Annotated in this window: 19 protein-coding genes; 11 read left to right on the plus strand and 8 right to left on the minus strand. The window is 31.3% G+C overall.

Annotated elements, in window-relative coordinates:
* Positions 1 to 46 precede the first annotated feature (46 nt).
* A complete protein-coding gene (locus AN960_RS05750; protein ID WP_056468137.1) occupies positions 47 to 757 on the plus strand; it encodes a hypothetical protein in 711 nt (236 codons plus the stop codon).
* A 51-nt stretch (positions 758 to 808) separates the two neighbouring features.
* Positions 809 to 1,345 carry a hypothetical protein gene (locus tag AN960_RS05755; RefSeq protein ID WP_056468140.1) on the plus strand — a complete coding sequence of 179 codons (537 nt, stop codon included), beginning with the start codon at positions 809 to 811 and terminating at the stop codon, positions 1,343 to 1,345.
* A 112-nt stretch (positions 1,346 to 1,457) separates the two neighbouring features.
* On the opposite strand, the gene AN960_RS05760 is transcribed toward AN960_RS05755, so the two are convergent.
* The gene (locus AN960_RS05760) at positions 1,458 to 2,702 is read right to left on the minus strand and encodes a helix-turn-helix domain-containing protein (protein WP_056468143.1); all 1,245 of its coding nucleotides are present in this window, start codon (positions 2,700 to 2,702) and stop codon (positions 1,458 to 1,460) included.
* A 615-nt stretch (positions 2,703 to 3,317) separates the two neighbouring features.
* Here AN960_RS05760 and AN960_RS05765 point away from each other — a divergent pair.
* The 3 genes from AN960_RS05765 (at position 3,318) to AN960_RS05775 (ending at position 7,724) form a co-directional block, all read left to right on the plus strand.
* Complete coding sequence (locus AN960_RS05765) at positions 3,318 to 4,628, plus strand: helix-turn-helix transcriptional regulator (protein ID WP_056468145.1); 1,311 nt, start codon at positions 3,318 to 3,320, stop codon at positions 4,626 to 4,628.
* A 598-nt stretch (positions 4,629 to 5,226) separates the two neighbouring features.
* Positions 5,227 to 6,939, plus strand: a complete 1,713-nt coding sequence (locus AN960_RS05770; protein WP_056468148.1) for an ABC transporter ATP-binding protein — start codon at positions 5,227 to 5,229, stop codon at positions 6,937 to 6,939.
* A 74-nt stretch (positions 6,940 to 7,013) separates the two neighbouring features.
* Positions 7,014 to 7,724, plus strand: coding sequence for a methyltransferase domain-containing protein (locus AN960_RS05775; protein ID WP_056468384.1), 711 nt, complete (start codon positions 7,014 to 7,016; stop codon positions 7,722 to 7,724).
* 231 nt (positions 7,725 to 7,955) lie between these two features.
* Here AN960_RS05775 and AN960_RS05780 read toward each other — a convergent pair whose 3' ends face one another.
* Both AN960_RS05780 and AN960_RS05785 read right to left on the minus strand, forming a co-directional pair.
* The gene (locus AN960_RS05780) at positions 7,956 to 8,264 is read right to left on the minus strand and encodes a hypothetical protein (protein ID WP_056468151.1); all 309 of its coding nucleotides are present in this window, start codon (positions 8,262 to 8,264) and stop codon (positions 7,956 to 7,958) included.
* Between the two features lie 60 nt (positions 8,265 to 8,324).
* Entirely contained in the window at positions 8,325 to 9,236 is a 912-nt protein-coding gene (locus AN960_RS05785) for a bifunctional helix-turn-helix transcriptional regulator/GNAT family N-acetyltransferase (protein ID WP_056468155.1), read from the minus strand.
* A gap of 214 nt (positions 9,237 to 9,450) precedes the next feature.
* Between AN960_RS05785 and AN960_RS05790 the strand changes: the two genes are divergently transcribed.
* A complete protein-coding gene (locus tag AN960_RS05790) occupies positions 9,451 to 10,197 on the plus strand; it encodes a TerC family protein (RefSeq protein ID WP_056468158.1) in 747 nt (248 codons plus the stop codon).
* Between the two features lie 55 nt (positions 10,198 to 10,252).
* Here the strand turns inward: AN960_RS05790 and AN960_RS05795 are convergent, their stop codons facing one another.
* The 3 genes from AN960_RS05795 to AN960_RS05805 form a co-directional block, all read right to left on the minus strand.
* Positions 10,253 to 10,891 (minus strand): FusB/FusC family EF-G-binding protein, encoded by a 639-nt coding sequence (locus AN960_RS05795; protein WP_056468161.1) that lies wholly within the window; start codon positions 10,889 to 10,891, stop codon positions 10,253 to 10,255.
* Between the two features lie 118 nt (positions 10,892 to 11,009).
* Entirely contained in the window at positions 11,010 to 11,273 is a 264-nt protein-coding gene (locus AN960_RS05800) for a CD3324 family protein (RefSeq protein ID WP_056468164.1), read from the minus strand.
* 303 nt (positions 11,274 to 11,576) lie between these two features.
* Complete coding sequence (locus AN960_RS05805) at positions 11,577 to 12,479, minus strand: LysR family transcriptional regulator (RefSeq protein ID WP_056468165.1); 903 nt, start codon at positions 12,477 to 12,479, stop codon at positions 11,577 to 11,579.
* A 539-nt stretch (positions 12,480 to 13,018) separates the two neighbouring features.
* On the opposite strand from AN960_RS05805, the gene AN960_RS05810 reads away from it, so the two are divergent.
* Positions 13,019 to 13,705 carry a response regulator transcription factor gene (locus tag AN960_RS05810; RefSeq protein WP_056468168.1) on the plus strand — a complete coding sequence of 229 codons (687 nt, stop codon included), beginning with the start codon at positions 13,019 to 13,021 and terminating at the stop codon, positions 13,703 to 13,705.
* A gap of 70 nt (positions 13,706 to 13,775) precedes the next feature.
* On the opposite strand, the gene AN960_RS05815 is transcribed toward AN960_RS05810, so the two are convergent.
* Both AN960_RS05815 and AN960_RS05820 read right to left on the minus strand, forming a co-directional pair.
* Positions 13,776 to 14,540 carry a DUF2935 domain-containing protein gene (locus tag AN960_RS05815; RefSeq protein ID WP_056468171.1) on the minus strand — a complete coding sequence of 255 codons (765 nt, stop codon included), beginning with the start codon at positions 14,538 to 14,540 and terminating at the stop codon, positions 13,776 to 13,778.
* 188 nt (positions 14,541 to 14,728) lie between these two features.
* Positions 14,729 to 15,901, minus strand: a complete 1,173-nt coding sequence (locus AN960_RS05820) for a M20 metallopeptidase family protein (RefSeq protein ID WP_502692521.1) — start codon at positions 15,899 to 15,901, stop codon at positions 14,729 to 14,731.
* A gap of 458 nt (positions 15,902 to 16,359) precedes the next feature.
* Here AN960_RS05820 and anmK point away from each other — a divergent pair, with 458 nt between their 5' ends.
* From anmK to AN960_RS05840, 4 genes are all read left to right on the plus strand, one after another.
* Complete coding sequence (gene anmK, locus AN960_RS05825) at positions 16,360 to 17,508, plus strand: anhydro-N-acetylmuramic acid kinase AnmK (protein ID WP_082459383.1); 1,149 nt, start codon at positions 16,360 to 16,362, stop codon at positions 17,506 to 17,508.
* 11 nt (positions 17,509 to 17,519) lie between these two features.
* On the plus strand, positions 17,520 to 18,614 hold the full coding sequence (locus AN960_RS05830) for a DUF871 domain-containing protein (RefSeq protein WP_056468179.1): 1,095 nt from the start codon (positions 17,520 to 17,522) through the stop codon (positions 18,612 to 18,614).
* 177 nt (positions 18,615 to 18,791) lie between these two features.
* Positions 18,792 to 19,100 carry a PTS sugar transporter subunit IIB gene (locus tag AN960_RS05835; protein ID WP_056468181.1) on the plus strand — a complete coding sequence of 103 codons (309 nt, stop codon included), beginning with the start codon at positions 18,792 to 18,794 and terminating at the stop codon, positions 19,098 to 19,100.
* Between the two features lie 37 nt (positions 19,101 to 19,137).
* Entirely contained in the window at positions 19,138 to 20,427 is a 1,290-nt protein-coding gene (locus tag AN960_RS05840; RefSeq protein ID WP_056468184.1) for a PTS sugar transporter subunit IIC, read from the plus strand.
* Positions 20,428 to 20,523: the final 96 nt, after the last annotated feature.

Below are 20,523 nucleotides of genomic sequence, written 5' to 3' on the forward strand. Positions count from 1 at the left end.
TAGTGACCTTTACAAAAAAATGTGATTTACATGGGAGAAGAAATTTATGAAAAATGTGAAAAGAGCATTATTAGGCACGACATTAGTAGGAGCACTTGTTGTATCTGTGGGATTTGGAACGTATTCCTGGTTTACTTCAGAGACAAATGCTGCTGGTCAGATTGTTAACGGAACATTACAACTAAATAATGGACAAAATATTACAGAAAAAGTTATTGATGGCGTTGATTTTGCTCCTTCCCAATTAAAGTATGGGGAGTGGATGACGGTCGATAATACAGGAACGCTAGCAACAAATATTAAAGCTACTCTAAATCAGAAATTGGATAAGGACGTTAATATAAAAAAATATAAAGTTGGGTATATTGCGATAAAATATAAGCAAAAGCCAACAGGTGATGTTCAAAAAGCGGCGAAAATCAAGCTTGATAAATTATTTGATGGAACGACTAATGTAGTACAATCTCAAACATTTAGTAACGAATCCGAAATTGCACCAGGCGTAAGTGCGGTTACAGGTTTAGTAGGAGAAGAAGGTGTAGCAGGTTATACAGCTGTATCTAATAAAAATTGGCAGCTTGGAAATGGTGCGAACCAAGGATTTTGGAAATTGAAATCGGATGAGTATATTGATATGATGTTTGCCATTAAATTAGATGAAACCGCAAATAATGACTATCAAGGAGTAAAATATTCAGCTGATTTAAAAGTTCAAGCGAAGCAAGTAGATGAAGGTTCTAAGTATGAAGGTGAATAATGTTGTTGGGCAGTCGGTTAATCGACTGCTTTTCTGATAGGAGTAGGTTATATGCGAAAAAGTAAGCGCATGCTAGTTTTTTACTCCATTATTTTAATCTATTGCCTATTTCTATTTGTTGGTAAATTGAATACATATGCTTGGTTTACGGACGAGGTTCGAGCAAGTGGAGAAATAACCAACGCTACAACTAAAGATTTACTTTCTATTTCCACTGGTGATGTGATCTATCAAAGCAAATGTGAGATTTCCCAAAAAATCTCTATTAAAAATATTTCAGACATAATGATTCCTATTAAACTAGTAGATCAACCCCTATTATTGCATCCAGGGGAAACATTTAATAAAACGATGAAACAAAAAGTTTCTTGTGAGGAGAAGGAACATCACTATCATCTATTAGGATTAAATCATTATATTGATGAAATGATAAGTGTCCCTCTTGATCAAAACAAGCTCTCGGGAATGGAGAGTAACAGTGAAGATCCACAGGATAAGACAAACTATTCACCTAAATCAATGAATGATAAAAACGTGGAGCCTAAAGAAAATGATCAAGTAGACAAAGAGAAATCGGTACAATCATGAAGACTTATTTCTAAGTTTATCTTTTACATCAGTGTCCTATAATGTTTTCGGAACTTGGAGCCAGTTAAAAAGAAGCAGGTCAGGAGGATCTCTCTCCTGACCATATTATTAATTAAACGAACATATTCACTCTCCTATGCTTGTCAACTAGTGGAGTAGCAAATTTATTTGCCTTTTCAATATCTCCTTTTTCCATGTAATGATCAAAAAGTTGTACTTGATAATGCTCTGTCAATAAAGACAATCCAGTTTCGGTTAAATAAGGATATACTTTTGCCTCTAAGTAGTGGAAATATTTTTCTTTCCTATGTTGAAGTTTATACAAATGCATGCGGAAGAAGTGAATGAAAATTATGTCTTTCCTCTTTTTTGCAAGTTTCAGCCCTTTTTTAGCAAGCTCAAAGAGTGTTTCTTGAGGTGTTTCTACTTGGTGACTTAATGCATTTAAATAACCTTCCAATGACCCGATATAGTTTTCCGAGAGAGGATTTCGACCCTCTAATGCCTTCTTAAATAATTCACTAGCATCGATAAAATATCCATGTCTAAGTAGATAGTATGCATAATTATGAATGATCATCGACCTTTGTCGCTCTAAACCGTAATTTTCAGCCATTTCGATTAATCTTTTATAGCTTAAGATACTTTCAGGATTATAAAAGTCATCTTGTTCAACTTGAATAAGCATTAGCATCTCTGAATCAATTATTCTAGAAAAACTGCGAGCCTCAGTAAAATATTGTAGTGCCTTATTCGCGTAATAATAAGCCAGTGTTTTAGAATTGATGGAATGATATGCAATAGCCAAATGATAATAAAATTCTGGATTATAATAGTGGGATAAGTCAAACCTTTTTAAAATAGCAATGGCATTATTGTAGTTCCCTTTATGTAATTCTAAGATTCCTTTAATATGAAGTAACATATTTGTATTATATGGGGAATCATCAAGTTGATTTTCTATTTCTGCAATAATAGGAATGGCCTTATCTGCTTCACCAAAAGATAAATAGTATCTAGTAAGAATAAGTAAGTATTGATGATAAAGTTTTGGAATATGTAAAAGAGGAATCTCCTCCAATTGTTCTTTTAGAAGCTTTGCTTTTGAATCAAATCGTAAAATAATTGCTTCATGCCATGATTTTAATAGTAGCTCCGATTGAGCATATGATTCTATTTCTGCTTTTAAATCAATCCCTAAGCGATTAGACAATAATTCTATTAAATCTTTCGAAACTTCTGTTAAACCTCGTTCAATTTTGCTTAAATGAGTGTTGGAACAGATGCCATTTCCTAATTCACTTTGAGTCATCCCTTTACTTTCTCTGTAATATTTTATAATTTTTCCTTCAAGCACTTTTTTTGTCCCCCCTATCTAAATACTAGGTAATTTACCAAATTTTCCTTTTAATTTAATCAGGTTCAACTATTGGAAGACTGGAATTTTATTTCTTTGTGCAGTATGCCCAAATGAAATTATTGCTTTTTGGATTATCTAAACGAAGACGGTAGTAGGTAATCATTCTAAAATTATTATGTTCCACTAGCTAATCGATGTTCTCCGGAGTTATTTCATTATATACAAGTGGGAAAATTCTGTTAATTGGGAAAAATATTGTAAATTACAGTAGAATTTTCGTACTTTATACTTTTTTATCTCAAAATAAACTAGCATTAATAATTAAAAATTGTATGTTTTCTAACTTGGGAAATTTTTTGAAAAAAGGAAGATTATCATACTTTTTTTATTAAAAAAAAATTAAAAATAAAACTCTAACCACTAAAAAATGGTTAGAGTTTGGTTAGAGTTTTTCTTTTTTTCTTTAATCGTTCTATAAGCATTAAACAAATAGCATATTGAATTCAAATAAAATGCCTTGGTTGAAAAATAAAACATCATATATGTTTATATAGATTATGACATATATAATGTTATTAGATTGTATTTGGATTAAAAAGGGGGAGTTGCTTTATGTCTATCGGGAAAATCATTTATTATCATCGCAAGAAGCAACATATGACTCAGGAACAACTCTGCCATGGAATTTGTTCTGCTACTCACTTGAGTAAAATCGAAAACAATTCCAAAGAAGCGAATATAAAAACGTTGCAAAAGCTATGCGAGAGATTGGAAATCTCAATGGAGGAAGAAACTAAAAAAACGCAACTTTTAAAGCAGAAACTTGATTTGTTTTATGATGCAATGGAACGTCTTCATAAAGAAAAAGCAGCAACATTATATGACGAGCTAATGGAGCATAAAGAATTTGTCCAATGTATAGAGATCATCTATTTGTATGAATTATACATGCTTCGTTATTTATTATACTTGGATCGATATTCGGAATTTGAAGAAGAGTCGTTGAAAATGAAAAAGGATGTACCAAAGTATTCTTCATATGAGCTATTTGTATGGAGGTTTCTCAAAGCCATTTATTACGGCCGAACACAAAAATACGCACAAGCGCTCAATATTCTAAACAAGTTGGAAGAACAAGCAGAACAATATAGTGAAAGAATTACTGATTATTATTACTATAGATCGACAACACATGGTCATATGTTTCAGTATTCTTTATCCATTGATTATGCAAATAAAGCATTAGCAGTTTTTCAAGATAAGAACAACATCTTACGGATTATGCATATCAAAATCATAATGGCTGTTAATTTAATTTACATTGGTGAATTTAATAGAGCGGAACAAATGCTTGATTTAATCTTAAGCGATGCTGATTTACTACAGGATATAACCATGAAAGCAATGGCTCTGCATAATTTAGGCTATTTGCATCAAAGACAGGGGAATGTTGAAACAGCACTTGATTTTTTCTCTCAATCTCTTAAATTTAAGCAGAAATATACACATTCCTATTATTTGACTATCTCAACGATTGCAGACATGCTTATCCAATATAACCAACATGAAAAGGCGTTAGAACTATTAAAACCAGAATTGGATTACTTTCAAGACGATAAATCTTCAAATTATATTAAGCTTAAAATATTGTATCTAGAAGCCACTAGGAATAAAAAGAAGCTTGTTAAATATTTAATAAAGCATGTGCCTCCAAGGGGAGAACAGAATGTAGTGTTAAATAATGGGATAAAATATTTCGATATGATAATAGCATATTATGAAGAGAAAAATGAGATCACTACTGCTTATCACTATCTAAAAATATCCAATCAATTTCTTAAGAAGTTACTTCATAATCTAGAAAGTCCTTTGGAACTTGAAAATTTGAAATTAATATCAACGGAGAATAAATTAAATTTTTAATTAAATAGACAAGTTGAACTGAACAAGTTTAGCCTTAATTGAACGAAATATTTTATTTAGCTTTTTTCAGTTCTTAAATAGTGCTGATCATTGTTTTCTCTTCTTCTGTTATTTCTTCTTTTTTAGAATATCCAATCATTAACTCGATAAGGATTTCTCAATTTCTACGAAACCTCTATATTGTAGAATAGCCTCTTATAGTAAAATCACAATTTTAACTGATATGATTTATTCATCATAAAAGTTGGTACTAATTAATGAATTATGATTACTAGTTCAAAGTGATATACATTAAGTAAATCTTGAATGTAGACAAGTAATGACTACTCTTAAACGAGTAGTTTTTTTATGTCTACTTTTTCTTATAAATAAAAATAGAATTCCATTTATGCGAATGAATAAAATTATCTATATTAATAGCAGTCTCTAAAACATAATTAAGTTCACAAAAAAGTATTTCTTCCTCGTAAATCTTGTTTTGGATCTCCTACTAAACTTATATTGGAAAATTCTGAAATGATAGCACACTTAAAACACATATGGTAAGGTATTAACATCTAACGAACTAGATTAATCAATAGAATAGAGGTGCCGAATTTTGATTAAACGCTTTTTTAGTTATTATCGCCCGCACAAAAAGTTATTTTATATAGACTTTTTCTGTGCAATATTAGTAGGGTTAATGGAGCTTGGATTTCCTTTAGCAGTGTCTTGGTTTATTGATAAACTGCTGCCGGAAGGGAACTGGAGTAAAATTATCTCGATCAGTATCGGACTTTTAGTACTTTATTTAGTAAGTTCTGGTATGCAATTTGTTGTGAATTATTGGGGCCATAAACTTGGTATTAATATTGAGACTGATATGCGTCGTGAGTTATTTAATCATGTTCAACGTCAATCTTTTCGTTTCTTTGATAATACGAAGACTGGTCATATAATGAGCCGGATTACAAATGATTTAATGGATATTGGTGAATTAGCACACCATGGTCCAGAGGATTTATTTATTGCAATTATGACCTTCATCGGTGCATTTTGGATTATGCTAGCAATTAATGTGAAGCTTGCATTAGTAGCAATCATAATCGTTCCATTTTTAGTTTGGTTAATTTCATATTCAAACATGAAAATGAATAAATCATGGAGTAAAATGTATGGAAATATTGCAAATGTTAATGCGCAAGTTGAAGATAGTGTTTCAGGCGTAAGGGTAGTTCAATCGTTTACAAATGAACAATATGAAATGAAACGATTTAATAAAAATAACCAATACTTCCGTAAAACGAAACTAAAAGCTTATAAAGTAATGAGCATGAATTTATTAGGAATCTATGTATCTACTCGATTAATGACACTTGTTATTCTAGTTTTTGGAGCTTGGTTAAGTTTTACGAAAATTTTAACGTATGGAGAATTAGTAGCGTTTATTTTATATTTAAACATTTTATTTAAACCAATTGATAAGATTAGTGCTTTATTAGAACTATATCCTAAGGGTATGGCGGGCTTTAAACGTTTTACTGAATTAATTGATAATGAGCCAGACATTGTAGATACTCCTGATGCAATTGAAGTAGTTAATTTAATAGGGGATATTAAGTTCAAAAATGTTTCATTTGGTTATGAAAACAAACGTAGAATCTTAAATGATCTTTCCTTCTCTATTGAGGCTGGTAAAACAATTGCCTTTGTAGGTCCTTCAGGAGCTGGGAAAACTACAATTTGTTCATTAATTCCAAGGTTTTATGATGTTTTAAACGGTGCGATTACAATTGATGGAATTGATATTCGAAACATGACGAAAGAATCATTGCGATCAAATATCGGAATCGTACAACAGGATGTCTTTTTATTTACAGGTACATTAAAAGAAAATATAGCTTACGGTAAGTTAAATGCAACAGATGAAGAAATAGAAGAAGCAGCTAGAAAAGCCCACTTAACTGACTTAATTGCTTCATTACCTGATGGTTATGAAACTCAAATTGGAGAAAGAGGATTAAAGCTTTCTGGGGGACAAAAACAACGATTAGCAATTGCTAGAATGTTTTTGAAAAATCCACCAATCCTAATATTAGATGAAGCTACTTCAGCATTAGATACAGAGACAGAAGCAATTATTCAAGAGGCATTAAATGATTTATCAAAAGATCGAACAACATTAGTTATTGCCCATCGATTAGGCACAATTAAAAAAGCAGATCGAATTTTAGTAATCACTGAAGAAGGAATTGCTGAAGATGGTACTCATACAGAATTGCTATCACAGGAAGATGGGATTTTTGCTAGACTTCATGCTCATCAAATTTAACACAAAAAACATTTTTAATAAGAAGGTGTTTTGTATTGATTGAAAATTTTACTGGTAAAGCAGATCTATATTCGATGTTTCGCCCCAGTTATCCGAATGAATATATCAATTATTTACTCTCAGAAAATCATTTAAGTGAGGGGAGTGTTATTGCAGACATTGGCTCGGGTACGGGTATTTTAACGAAACTTTTACTTGAAAAAAAGTTAAATGTTTTAGCAATTGAGCCAAATAATGATATGCGAGGGATCGCTGAGAAGACTTTGAAGATATATGATCAATATAAGTCAATTAATGCAACAGCTGAAAATACTTCTCTAAAAATTAATAGTGTTGATTTAATAACAGTAGCGCAAGCATTTCATTGGTTTGATAAAGAAAAATTCCGGTTAGAATGCAAACGGATCTTAAAAGAGAAGTCAAAAGTATCTCTAGTTTGGAATAGTAAAGATTTATTAAGTCCCTTAATGATTGAACTGCAGGAGATTTGCAAAGAAACTTGTCCTAAGTTTAAAGGGTTTAGCGGTGGAATAGAAGACACGCCAGATGTTACTAACCAATTTTTTAAAAACGGGATTTATGAAACGATGGTTTATAGAAATGATTTGGAAATGGATTTAGAAGGATTTTTAGGGAGAAACTTATCTTCTTCTTTTTCTCCGTTACGTGGGGAAAAAGAATTTGAGCCATATAGAACTGCACTTACAAATTTATTTTATAAGTACAATCTAAAAGGGAAAATCGTTTATACGTATATTACTAAAAGTTATTTAGGTTATGTGTAGACAAAGTACTAAAAGCTTGATTTTCAGACTGATTGCAAGCGCTTGTCTTTCGAGGCGCGAAGCCTGGTGAGGAGCGGAGTTACCTTTACACGGTAATGAGCACCGCAGACAGGCGAAGTAACGAAGAAAGCGAGCGTTTGTCAACAGTCTGAAAGAGCATCAAAACCGATGCTCTTTTTTTTTGAAAAACTAGCGTTGTTTATTCTCCTCTATATATAATTTTCATCCCGTCTACATGTTGATCCAATTTATTAGAAATGTATCGTCTGACACAAATGTATTTCCTGATTTATTCGGTAACTTCCGATCTGAACCAAGTATAGATAAATGATACGAATATCCAGTTGTAGCACCGCAATCTCTTTGGAAAATATAAGCCACTTTATCGCCTTTAGGAGATACTTCTTTATGGGTTATTTCATTTCCGCACATATCTCCAAATAAATAATCTAGTGTAAAATATCCAGCTAGAGATATTACCGTTATGACCGCTGCAATGATTGGAAATATTTTTATAATCTTTATCAATTTGTATTTCATTATTTTCTCCGTCTTAAAAATCTATAAGCTATCCTATAAATTAAAAGAGGACTTATTTTTTTATGAAAGCACTAAATCCCATCTTTCCTCAATTAACTCAGATCCAGTCCATTCGAAGTTAGGTTTCTCTTCAGTTAAAGTAAAGTTATATTTTTTGTAAAGATAACGTGCGGTCTCTAATGTGCTTACAGTCCATAAAAATACATGTTCGAATTCATTTTCTTTACAAAAGTTGAGCGCTGTTTCGATTAGCTTTTTACCGATACCTAATCCTTGGTATTTTTCATCTAATACAAACCATCTAAGCTGTGCTACTGACTCATTTGCCTTCGTTATAGCAATTGATCCGACGATTTCTCCATTTACTTCTGCGACCCAAAGTTCTCCTCCGTTAGAATTCATTAAAAATTCACTTAACCCTTTCATTACATAATATTCAAATATATGTCCAAATTGGTAGGTCGTACTATAAATCTTTCCATGAATATAAGCGACATAACCTACATCGCCAGGTTTAAATGGTCGAATTGAAATTTCAGGAATAGGTGTCTGATTTAATGAGAAAATTGATTCAATTGTTTCCATTGATTTTACTAGCTCTTTTACTTCAGGGGTAGAAAGGCTTTGAATCATACTTTCTACTCCGATATTCGCATCTTTAACTAATTTATTGTAAATTTCGTTTCCTTTTACCGTTAAATGAAGAGTATATTGACGTTTATCTTCAGGAGATTTGATTTTTGTAATGATGTTGTCGTCTTCGAATCGTTGAATAATGCGACTTAAATAACCACGATCAATGCCGAGTTTTTCAATAATATCTGTGGCAGTACATCTGTGGTTTTCATTGATTTCTGTAATGATTCTGGCTTCGGTTAATGGAAAAGGGTGATTATAGATTTCTTGATCAATTTTTCCCAATACATTAGCATAATGTCTGTTAAATTTGCGTATTTTTTCAACATAATTCATATTTTTATCACCCTTCAATATTCTGAAATTTTAGATTACTAATAATATAAACTAAGATAGTTGACTAAGTCAACTATCTTGAGTGTGATAAAAGTACAAATGGTGAAAATTGTACTAGAATATTCAAAAATTTGGATAAGAAATTTATAAAAAACAGAATATAATTAAAAAGTGGTTAAAAAAAGGTTAAAAGTAAATTAAATAGGGGGAAAACATGGAGCTATCTTTATTACTAGAGTACGGGTGGGTACTAATTATTCTAATTTTATTAGAGGGTTTATTATCGGCCGATAATGCACTAGTGCTTGCTGTTATGGCAAAACATTTACCAGAGGAACAACAAAAGAAAGCAATAAATATTGGTTTACTTTTAGCTTTTATTTTTCGAATCGGTGCCATTTTTATTATTTCATTTCTTTTTAATGTATGGCAGGTTCAAGCAATTGGAGCGGCGTATTTAATCTTCATAGCATTAAAGCATTTATTTAAAAAGCATGATGGTGATAAAGGAAAAAAGGGAAAAAGCTTTGGTATGACAGTTGCTCAAATATCATTAGCAGATATAGCATTTGCGATTGATTCTATTTTAGCAGCAGTAGCGCTAGTAATCGATCTGCCTAATTCAAAAATGGGTAATATAGGTGGCATGGATGGAGCTAAATTTATAATCATTGTAATTGGAGCAATTGCAGGTTTAATCGTCATTCGTTTTGCGGCAGGTATTTTTGTTAAATTGCTGACAACACGTCCAAGTCTAGAAACAGCAGCAATGCTTTTAGTAGGTTGGGTAGGGGTTAAACTATTAATGCATACTTTGGCACATCCTTCTCTACACATTATTTCACATTATTTCGTTGAAGGACCAATCTGGAATACGATTTTCTGGTCAGTCATGCTTTTAATCGCTTTAGGTGGCTGGTTTCTCTCTAAAAAGAAATCAACAGATACAAACGTAGAATAAATGAAAAATAATAGAAAAATCGCTTAGGTTTATGGATCTAAGCGATTTTTAGTGTTCACTGTTTAACTAACATAATAAAATCATGCAGTTTATCTAGCGACAAAATATTTTGATTGCATACTTGGCTATCCTTGCAAATGTAATTTCCTCTTTGTGTAAAAGTACCTTCAATTTTTCCTTTTGTTTTTGTCATGAATAACCCTAAGTCTCCGTATTTATTACATATTGTGCAGTTGCCTCTTTTTTTCATAGGATTAAAAGTACCTTGTAAGCCAATTAGTTTGTCATTTAAATATGTGACAATAAACTTTGAATTAGAGCCTAAATCATCCCATCCAATATATGTTGTCTCAACTAAATCAATATTTTGTAATAAAGGAAGCTTTAATTTTTTTGCTTTAGGAAATAGCTTTTTGATGGATTGTTCTGATACTTCTTTAAAAGGTATTATATAAGGCTTTAGTCGGTTCAGTAAAACATCCGCTTGATCAGAGTTTTTAATTGTACTAATTGAACTGAATAGTAGTTGTTGATCTTCAGTTAGTTCAGGAAATAAACTTAGTATTTTGTCGTTAACTAGTGAATGTAATGCATTTAAAACAGCTTTATCATTTACTGTGGAATATCCATTTGTTAAGACTTGAAGTTGATGTTTAATAAAATTATATTGTTCTGTTCGAATAAAAGGTTTCATTTATATCACTCCTAATCTTTAATTTACATCAAAAAAGTGAATTTATATATGTTGAGTTTATGTAAGAAACAAAGTTGCCATAAAAAAACACTGATGAAGATATCAGTGTTTTTTTTATTTATTTAGTATATACAATTTTTTTTATCGTTTCGATTGAGAGAAAATATTCTTTTGCTAATTGCTCGATTGATTGACCATTTTTAAATGCTTCTTTGATCGCTTTATTTCGGCTGTCAATTAGCTTCCTTGTACCTGAACGTGAGCCCCATTTTTTGTGAACTTTTTCAGATTTTGGAATATAAAGTGTTTCTCCCTGTACGTACTTTTGTATTTCCAATAATAACTTTTCAGGTAAAATAGCAGTTGCTTTTATATATGCCATCTTTGCCAGCCCCTTATTCTTATTTAGTAAATAAGGTGCAAAGCCGTTGAATCAGAACTGCTTACTTGGGCGATTAGTAAAACCTACCCATGCAAAGTATCGCCTTTCTAAATCTAGGCTTTGCATGGGATGCTGATTTATCTGACAAACTAACAGTACTTGTCATAATAGATCACCTCCTAAAGAAATCATAAAAACTTTTTATTTATTATAAATTATATTTGTTCGGATTGCATTTGTTACTTATGAATAATATGAAAAAGGAATAGAAAGCCTTATAGAGATTGTTCCTATTCCTTTTCATTATTTATTTAACTGAAATAATATGTGTTTAATCATCTCACTAGATGAACTTGATAATCCATGTTCCTGCGAATAAATAGCCCATATATCTTGATATATGTAATTCGTTTCGTCAGTATAAGTAATCGGTATTACCTTGAGTTCATCATTACGAAACGTTGGGTAGTTTTTTACTGTAAACTCATGAATAAAAGAAAAACCAGCACTTTCCTTAACGACGTTTAATAGTAGTCTAGGATTATTTGTCGTTAAGATCACATGATTAGTAATACATTTTGAAAACTTTTTTACTATGCCATTTTTTGTATTTTTTAATATTACTATTTTCTCATTATTTAAATCTGCAGGTGTTACATATTCATAATTGAATAATTTAGAATTCTTTCCAACTACAATACCTACTCTTGCTCTACTGATTAACTTTTTACCCAATTTTGGATATTTATCTAATTCTTCTTTCTCTATTGGTAGGAAACCAACATCATAACGATCTGGATTAAAACTTTTTAGTAGCTGTTCTTGAAGCATTTCTTCAACGTCAATTGAGATTTGAGGATTTTCTAAATTGAAGTTTGTCACTGCTTCTTGAAAAATATCAAAAAATGCTGTTGCTGCAACGATCTTTAACTGTTTTTCTTTTTTTATATTTAAGTTAAAAAGTTCCTCATTTAACTGCTTAATATTCGATAATATATTTATTGCTTTCAATATTACAATATTTCCTTCAGGTGTAGGTGTAGTGCCTATCCTTGAACGATTAAATATTGTTATATTTAATTCTCTTTCTAGTTGTGAAATAGACTGGCTTATAGCTGATGTAGAGATATATAACTTTTCGGCAGCTTTAGATATTGATTTTTCACTTGCTACATAAACAATATACTCTAATTGTTCGAAATTCATAGTAATCTCCTAATAATAAAAAATTCTAATACATGTAGTAACTTAAGAACATAAAAACTTAAAAGATAGTGGACATAGATGGTCAAAATTTAGTAATTTCATTATTTTAGAGGAGCTAATAAAATTATATTGTGGATATGGTATGAAGGAACAGTTAAGATAAGAAAACAGTTTAATAATACACCTTTTTTATTGGAAAATCTTGTACATAGTTAAATTTATATTATTAAAATAATTCTTGTATTTTGTTCATTAATCGTTTTTTACTAAAAAAGCAAGAAGTTGAAACGTTGCAAAGTAAAATTTTTCCTGGAGAAAATTATAGTAATAAAAAAATATGTGTACATAGATATCATAATATAAGACCGTAAGTTTTTGAAACCTTTATTTTAACGATTTAGTTTAAATTTTAATAACAATAATCTTTTGTTTAAGAAGTACTTAACTTTAATTTCAAAAATATTTAATTTATTTAATCAATTCAAATATGTACAATACAAATGTTGCTATAAAAAAATTGCAAATTGGAGGTGGCAGTAATGTTAGCAAAATTAGTTCAAAATCATCCAAGAAATAATAATACTGTTATTTTTGTTGAAAATTCGCTTTTCGTTGCGGGTATTCGTACAATATTAGAATTTAATCAAATAAATGCTATTAAAATTAATTTAGAAGATAGTTTTTCTTTCCAGGAAGTAAGTCATTCAATTCTTATAACACAAGTTTCAGGAGAAGAAATGGTAAAGTATGCAAAAAGTATTATGTTACATGATGATTCTTCGAAAATAATTACCATTAAAAACTCTTTAGACTTTTATGAAATAGATCGTTTATTGAATGTAGGAGTAAAAGGTATTTGTTTAACAGATGTTGACGAGGCATATTTAGTGAATACTGTTAAGCTAGTACAAGGTGGACAATTCATGGTAGATAATCGCTTTACAAATGAATTGATAAAAGAATACAAGTTTCTCAAGGATAATTCAATCCATTTTATGCCGCCCAATGATTCATATATAAAAGAGTTACTTACAAATAGAGAATACGAAATACTTCACCTTTTAGTAAAGGGATTTTCGAATATCCAAATTGGTAAGGAATTATTTATTTCGAATAAAACAGTCAAAAATCACGTTGCCAATATTTTAATGAAATTAGACGTTCCGGATCGCTTAAATGCAGTCATAAAAGTAATTAAAAATAACTGGATTTCAATAAAACAATAATTTAAAGTAAAAGAGCACTCTATTTCACACATTCTTGCGTGTTAAATAGAGTGCTTTAATTTTTATAAAATTAATTATTTATGGATGAAGATTCTTCTAATTTTTTTAAGAAATACATTTCTTCTCTGTACATATGATCTGCCATTAAAGGGGAAAAGTTACTCAACATTTGGCTTGAAATATCTAATTCTTCAATTTCTTTTAGAAATATTTGAAATAGCTGGATTTCTAATTTAACGTCTTGATTCATTCTTTTTAATGCAGGAAATGTACTTAGTTTAGTACGTAAATATCCGGTAAGTTCTACTGCTTTCAGATAGAAGTGTTCAAAATGCTTTGTAAATTCGTGACTTTTCTTTCTTAGCATGTTTTCTGTACCATCGAGATTAGTATAAATGGCATCTGCGTGACCTGCCGCATCTAGCACCCATAATAAATGATGATGAAGTTCATTGAAGATCGGTGGGGTTTGATTTTGTTTTAAGTAGGTTAGTACTAATAAATATTCTTCCAATTCATTAACCATATGGTTTAAAAATGTAGGTGTTAAGTGAATCATAAAATTAGCGTCTGTAATATGTTTCGTTAGCAGTGAAAGTTTAAAATCGCGTAGTGCTAAAGCACTTTTTTCAGCTTGAATTGTAATTTCGTTCATATTTTCATTGTTATTTACACTAGTAAATAAATTATTAAAAATTACGTAAAATTGTTTTGCAATCTTAATTTCTTCCTCTTGTTTAGACGGTAAAGCATCTAATATAAATTGAGAATGATCTCTTAACACATGCAACCAAAATGAATGCTCAAAATTGGCAGTTTGTACAAAATCCGGCATAAAATCCCCCCTATAAACTCTACAAGGTAATTATATTAAGAAGTGTCCTAAAATATTAGCAGGAAGTGTTGGAAAAGGTAGTGGGTAAATTGGGTCCTACCTCAAAGCTTTTTTAATCAATTTAGCTAATATATTAAAAATAAAAAAAGTGAAAACATTGTTTAATCAATGAGTTCACTTTTTGTCTATTATTTATCAAGAGTTGTATCCGTTAATAGTTTTAATACTGATCGGGCCATTAGTTTTACACCAATTTTTATTGAGTCTTCATCGACCATAAATTTTGGGTGATGCCATCCATACGTTATATCTTTTCCTTTATTGCCAGAGCCTAACCATATATAAGAACCAGGGACTTTTTGTTGATAGAATGAAAAATCTTCTCCGCCCATTGTCGATTCTGCAGTCACAACATTTTCTACTCCGACTATTGAGATTGCTGCTTCACGTACTACTGAAGTAACCTTCGAATGGTTAAATACTGGTGGCAGTAATACTTGATAATCTATTTCTACTTCTCCACCAAGTGAATGTACAAGGTTTTGAACTAGTGTTTGAAAGTTTTCTTGAATTTGCTTTCGAATTGTTTCATTTGAAGTTCGAACTGTGCCTTTTAAGACTGCAAATTCCGGGATCACATTATTTGTATTCCCAGACTGAAACGATCCAACAGTTATGACAGCAGATTCTTTTGGAGAAATTGTTCTGCTAACTAGAGTTTGTAGTAGGTTGACAACTGCGCTGCCAATTACAATCGGATCAATTGCTTTTTCAGGAAGTGCTGCATGACCGCCTTTTCCTTTAATCGTAATTTCAAAATCATCAACACTTGCCATTAGGAAGCCTTCTTTAATCCCAACCGTACCAACTGGGAGATCCGGCATATTGTGAAGACCAATAATTGCTTTTACATCGTTAAGTAAGCCTTCAGCAATCATTTCCGCAGCGCCTCCTTCAGATTCCTCAGCAGGTTGAAAGATCAGTCGAACTGTACCGGGAATCAGGGGTTTTAATTCCTGTAAAATTAATCCAACTCCGAGTGTAATAGTAGTATGAACATCATGTCCACACATATGAGCGATTCCATCTACAGCTGAACGAAATGGTAAGTCAGATTCTTCTTGAATTGGAAGTGCATCAATATCAGCTCGGAGTGCAACAATCGGCCCTGGATTACCACTTATTTCGGCTGCAGTTCCTGTTTGACTATTCAACTGTATTTTTTTGATATTAGCTTTTTCTAATTCTTGATTGATAAAATTCGTTGTTTGAAATTCTTGATTACTTAATTCAGGATACATATGTAAATGTCTACGTATCTCTATTAATCTAGTAAAATATTGATCTGCTAATTCATCTATTTGTGTCTCTAAATGCTTCATCTTAGATTCTCCTTATTGTTATATAGAATTTTTGTTTGATTATGTAAAGAATTGTATAATTATTCTGTTGTTCATTCAATACTTTTTTACTAGTTACTAATTTGTCTCAGATAATTATGCCTAATTTATCAACGCAATGAATGGGTTTTTAGAAATTATATTGTATGGATTTTTTATTAAGTATAATTTTTACGGGAGAGGATTAAATGAGTAATAATTCATATTGGAGCAATTTATTATTCTAGATAAGAAATGAATCATGGGGGGATGTGTGGTGTTTAAATAAGTCTATAAAAATCCCTTTCTATTCACAGATTTCTTAAAAACATCAAAGATTGCTTTTTGAAAAATTCTAAATAAACTTTCATTGTTTTCTTTTACAAAATTGAAATTCTGTTTTAAGGTATTAGTAATAAAAATATGAAGGAGTGAATGAATTGGGATATGCAGTTGGATTAATGTCAGGTACATCTTTAGATGGAATCGATGCAGCTTTAGTAGAAATCACTGGATGTGGAACTGAAACAGAAGTAAGATTGATTGATTTTATGACAGTTCCTCTTGAGGAAGGTTTATTAAAAGAAATTCAAGATGCGATTACACTTGTTTCTTCAAACGCTCAGCATTTATGTAGTTTAAACTTTAAGCTTGGCTATGCTTTTGCAGATGCAGTAAAGGAAATTTGTAGTAAAAACGAATTTTCATTAGATCAACTTGAGTTTATTGGGTCGCATGGTCAAACGATTTATCACCAGCCTGAAGCTCTTGGGAATTTCATTCAATCTACATTGCAGTTAGGGGAGCCAGCGGTTATTGCATATGAAACAAACACGAAAGTTGTTTCTAATTTTCGAGTGATGGATATGGCAGCTGGCGGGTATGGGGCGCCTTTAGTTCCACATTCAGAGTTATTACTTTATAAAAGTAAGACTAAAACTCGTTTACTACAAAACATTGGTGGGATCGGTAATGTTACGATCATTCCAAGGAATTCTACAATCGATGATTTGGTAGCCTTTGATACAGGTCCAGGTAATATGATTATTGATGAAATTTGTAAGCGTTATTTTAATAGTCCATATGATGTTAATGGAGATTTGGCTGCGAAAGGTAATGTAAATGAGAGATTACTAGAAAGATGCATGAGTATTCCTTATATTTTAGCACCTATACCTAAAACAACAGGAAGAGAGTTATTTGGTACACAGTTTGTTGATGAAATTTTGGAAGAGTTTTGTGATATTTCACCGGTTGATTTAGTAACTACAATGACGATGTTTACTGCAAAATCGATCGCTGAAAATTATAAAAAGTTTATTTTACCAGACCATCCAATCGATGAAGTAATTGTAGGTGGCGGAGGTAGCCATAATAAGACGCTACTACGCATGCTTCAAGAATTATTAGGTGTGGATTCAAAAGTATTAGTTCAAGAAGATATTGGTTTTTCTTCGGACGCAAAAGAAGCAATTGCCTTTGCGATTTTAGCAAATGAAACTTTAAACGGTTTACCAAGTAATGTACCTGGAGCAACAAAGGCAAATCGTTTAGTTGTTTTAGGAAATATTACACCAATACCATACTAGGAGGATTAATCGTGAAAAAATTAGGAATTTCAATTTATCCAGAGCATTCAACTGTTGAAAAAGATAAGGCTTATATTAAATTAGCTCATCAATATGGTTTTAAACGAATCTTTACTTGTTTATTATCGGTTAATGGTGACAAGCAACAGATATTAAAAGAGTTTAAAGAAATAATTGATTATGCAAATAGTTTAGAGATGGAAGTAATTGTTGATATTGCTCCTCGAGTATTTGGCACATTAAATATTTCATATAATGATTTATCATTTTTTGCTGACTTAGGAGCTTATGGGATTAGACTTGATATGGGATTTACTGGGAATGAAGAGTCCATTATGACTTATAATCCATATGGTTTAAAAATTGAAATTAACATGAGTAATGCTACGAAATATCTAGAAAATATATTAGCCTATAAGCCAAATCAATCTAATTTAATCGGATCTCATAATTTTTATCCTCATCGTTATGCAGGTTTGAGCTATTCACATTTTGTAAAATGTAGTGAAGAATTTAAAAAGCATGGTATTCGTACAGCAGCATTTATTAATTCACAAGCTGCAACATACGGACCATGGCCTGTATCAGAAGGTCTTTGTACTTTAGAGATGCACCGTAATTTATCAGTCGTAACCCAAGCGAAACATTTATTTTATTCGGACTTAATTGATGATGTCATTATCGCAAATGCATATGCATCTGAAGAAGAGTTCAAACAACTTGCAGAGCTAAATCAGAACGGAAAAGACTTATTTACTCTAAATATTGACTTACATGATTCAATTACAGATTTAGAGAAAAAGATTGTTTTAGAAGAGTTTCATTTTTACCGCGGGGATGTATCGGATTACTTAATACGTTCAACTCAGTCTCGCGTTAAATATAGAGATGAAGAGTTTAAACCTACTTATACTCCACATATTCGTAGAGGAGATCTTTTAATAGAAAATGAATTGTATGGACAGTATAAAGGTGAATTGCAAATAGCACTGCAGGATATGGAGAATTCAGGGAAAACGAATGTAGTTGGACGTATTGCAGAGGAAGAAATTTTCCTACTAGATTTCTTACATCCTTGGAGTAAATTTCAGTTTAAGGAAAATTAAATGATGATTATTTAAAAAAATGTGAAATTTTTTTTTACATCTTTTTAAAATTTTATTTCATTTTTTCGAACAAATAATTGAAATTTAATTTTATTGGGAATATAATAGCTTCATAGAAAACGTTTTCAGTTTTTTGAATCTTTTATATTATCGAATTTAAATTAGGAGGATAAGAGTATGAAGGTATTATTTGTATGTGCAGGCGGTATGTCAAGTGCGATTGTTGTGAATGCATTAAGAAAAGAAGCGGAAAAAAACGGTATCCAAATGGAAGTACAAGCAGTGGGAACTCAAGAGTTTGGTGAAGAAGTTAAAAACGGTTGGGACGTAGCGATGGTTGCACCGCAAGTTCGTCATCGTTTTGATAGCTTTAAAGCTGAAGCAGATGTAGCAAATGTTCCATGTGAAGTAATACCTCCTATGGCTTATACACCACTTGGTGGACCAAAACTATTAACAATAGTACAAGAGATTGCAAAAAAATAATTTTAATAGTTATCTAAAATGAAAAAGGGGGAGAATTATGAACAGTTTTATTAATTTTATGGAAAACAGGCTTTCTGGCCCAATGGCAAAGATTTCTGAACAAAAACATTTACGTTCAATTCGTGATGGAGTTATTTCTGCACTACCTTTTATTATTATTGGTTCTCTATTCTTAATAATTGCTTTTCCTCCATTACCAGAAAAGTGGGCAATCTCACTTTGGGCAAAAAAACATGTTTTTGAAATTTTAATTCCATATCGTTTAACTATGTATATTATGTCGCTCTATATAGCCTATGGTATTGGATATAACTTGTCGAAAAACTACAAGATGGATCCTTTATCAGGTGCTCAATTATCGGCTGCTGCATTCCTTTTAACTTTAACACCTCAACTAGTTGATAAAGTTGGAATGGTATTACCGATGGGCAATATGGGTGGCCATGGATTATTCGTAGCAATGTGTACATCTATTTTTTCTGTAGAATCTTTAAGATTCTTTAAAGAGAAGAAAATTACAATTAGAATGCCAGATTCGGTTCCACCATCAGTGGCACGTTCATTTGAATCATTAATTCCTGTTGCTTTTGTTGTATTCGTATTAACTTTAGTAACTGTTGTGTTTAAAATTGATTTACATAGTTTAGTTGATAAAGCAATTTCTCCTTTAGTTAGTGCTGGAGACAGTCTTGGAGGTGTATTAGTACCGGTATTCTTTATTACATTTTTCTGGATTTTTGGTATTCATGGTGACTCAATTGTTGGTACAGTGGCAAGACCACTTTGGGAAGTATATTTAGCAAAAAATGCTGAAGCTGTTGCAGCTGGACAAACTATTCCTCACGTAGCACCTGAAACTTTCTTTCAATGGTTTATTTGGATTGGCGGCTCTGGAGCAACAATTGGACTAGTATTAGCAATGTTATTTTTCTCAAAGTCACAATATACAAAAGCTGTTGGTAGATCAGCAATTATTCCTGGTATCTTTAATATTAATGAACCAGTAATTTTCGGTGCACCAATCGTATTAAATCCAATTTTAATTATTCCATTTGTATTAACACCATTTATTACAGCAACATTATCATATTTTGCTACAGTTGCAGGTTTTGTAAGACCTACTTATATCATGGTTCCTTGGACTTTACCTGCACCAATTGGAGCTTATTTATCTACTGGTGGAGACTGGAGAGCAATTGTACTGGTGTTTATTAACATCGCAATTTCATTCTTTGTGTATTTACCATTCTTTAAGGTTTATGACAATAAACTTGCACAAGAAGAAAATGTAACGACTGTAACAGAAAAAAATAGTCTTACTTTATAAAAGTGAAAAGGTTGGACTGTTTTATAGAACAGTTCGACCTTTCTTTATTACTTATTTAAAGGGTGATCAGATTGAAAGAATCTAGTTGGTTTATAA

The sequence above is a fragment of the Bacillus sp. FJAT-25509 genome (genome assembly GCF_001420605.1).
Taxonomy (GTDB): Bacteria; Bacillota; Bacilli; order Bacillales; family Bacillaceae_G; genus Gottfriedia.

What these genes read in the sequence shown, in the direction of transcription:
- AN960_RS05805 (WP_056468165.1), bottom strand. Translation starts at nt 12,479, where the DNA reads ATGAATTTCGAACAATTAGAGTATATTGTTTATGTAGCAAGTGAAAAA.
- AN960_RS05780 (WP_056468151.1), bottom strand. Translation starts at nt 8,264, where the DNA reads ATGAAATACAAATTGATAAAGATTATAAAAATATTTCCAATCATTGCA.
- AN960_RS05800 (WP_056468164.1), bottom strand. Translation starts at nt 11,273, where the DNA reads ATGGCATATATAAAAGCAACTGCTATTTTACCTGAAAAGTTATTATTG.
- AN960_RS05835 (WP_056468181.1), top strand. Translation starts at nt 18,792, where the DNA reads ATGAAGGTATTATTTGTATGTGCAGGCGGTATGTCAAGTGCGATTGTT.
- AN960_RS05765 (WP_056468145.1), top strand. Translation starts at nt 3,318, where the DNA reads ATGTCTATCGGGAAAATCATTTATTATCATCGCAAGAAGCAACATATG.
- AN960_RS05755 (WP_056468140.1), top strand. Translation starts at nt 809, where the DNA reads ATGCGAAAAAGTAAGCGCATGCTAGTTTTTTACTCCATTATTTTAATC.
- AN960_RS05810 (WP_056468168.1), top strand. Translation starts at nt 13,019, where the DNA reads ATGTTAGCAAAATTAGTTCAAAATCATCCAAGAAATAATAATACTGTT.
- AN960_RS05785 (WP_056468155.1), bottom strand. Translation starts at nt 9,236, where the DNA reads ATGAATTATGTTGAAAAAATACGCAAATTTAACAGACATTATGCTAAT.
- AN960_RS05815 (WP_056468171.1), bottom strand. Translation starts at nt 14,540, where the DNA reads ATGCCGGATTTTGTACAAACTGCCAATTTTGAGCATTCATTTTGGTTG.
- AN960_RS05775 (WP_056468384.1), top strand. Translation starts at nt 7,014, where the DNA reads ATGTTTCGCCCCAGTTATCCGAATGAATATATCAATTATTTACTCTCA.
- AN960_RS05750 (WP_056468137.1), top strand. Translation starts at nt 47, where the DNA reads ATGAAAAATGTGAAAAGAGCATTATTAGGCACGACATTAGTAGGAGCA.
- AN960_RS05840 (WP_056468184.1), top strand. Translation starts at nt 19,138, where the DNA reads ATGAACAGTTTTATTAATTTTATGGAAAACAGGCTTTCTGGCCCAATG.
- AN960_RS05795 (WP_056468161.1), bottom strand. Translation starts at nt 10,891, where the DNA reads ATGAAACCTTTTATTCGAACAGAACAATATAATTTTATTAAACATCAA.
- AN960_RS05790 (WP_056468158.1), top strand. Translation starts at nt 9,451, where the DNA reads ATGGAGCTATCTTTATTACTAGAGTACGGGTGGGTACTAATTATTCTA.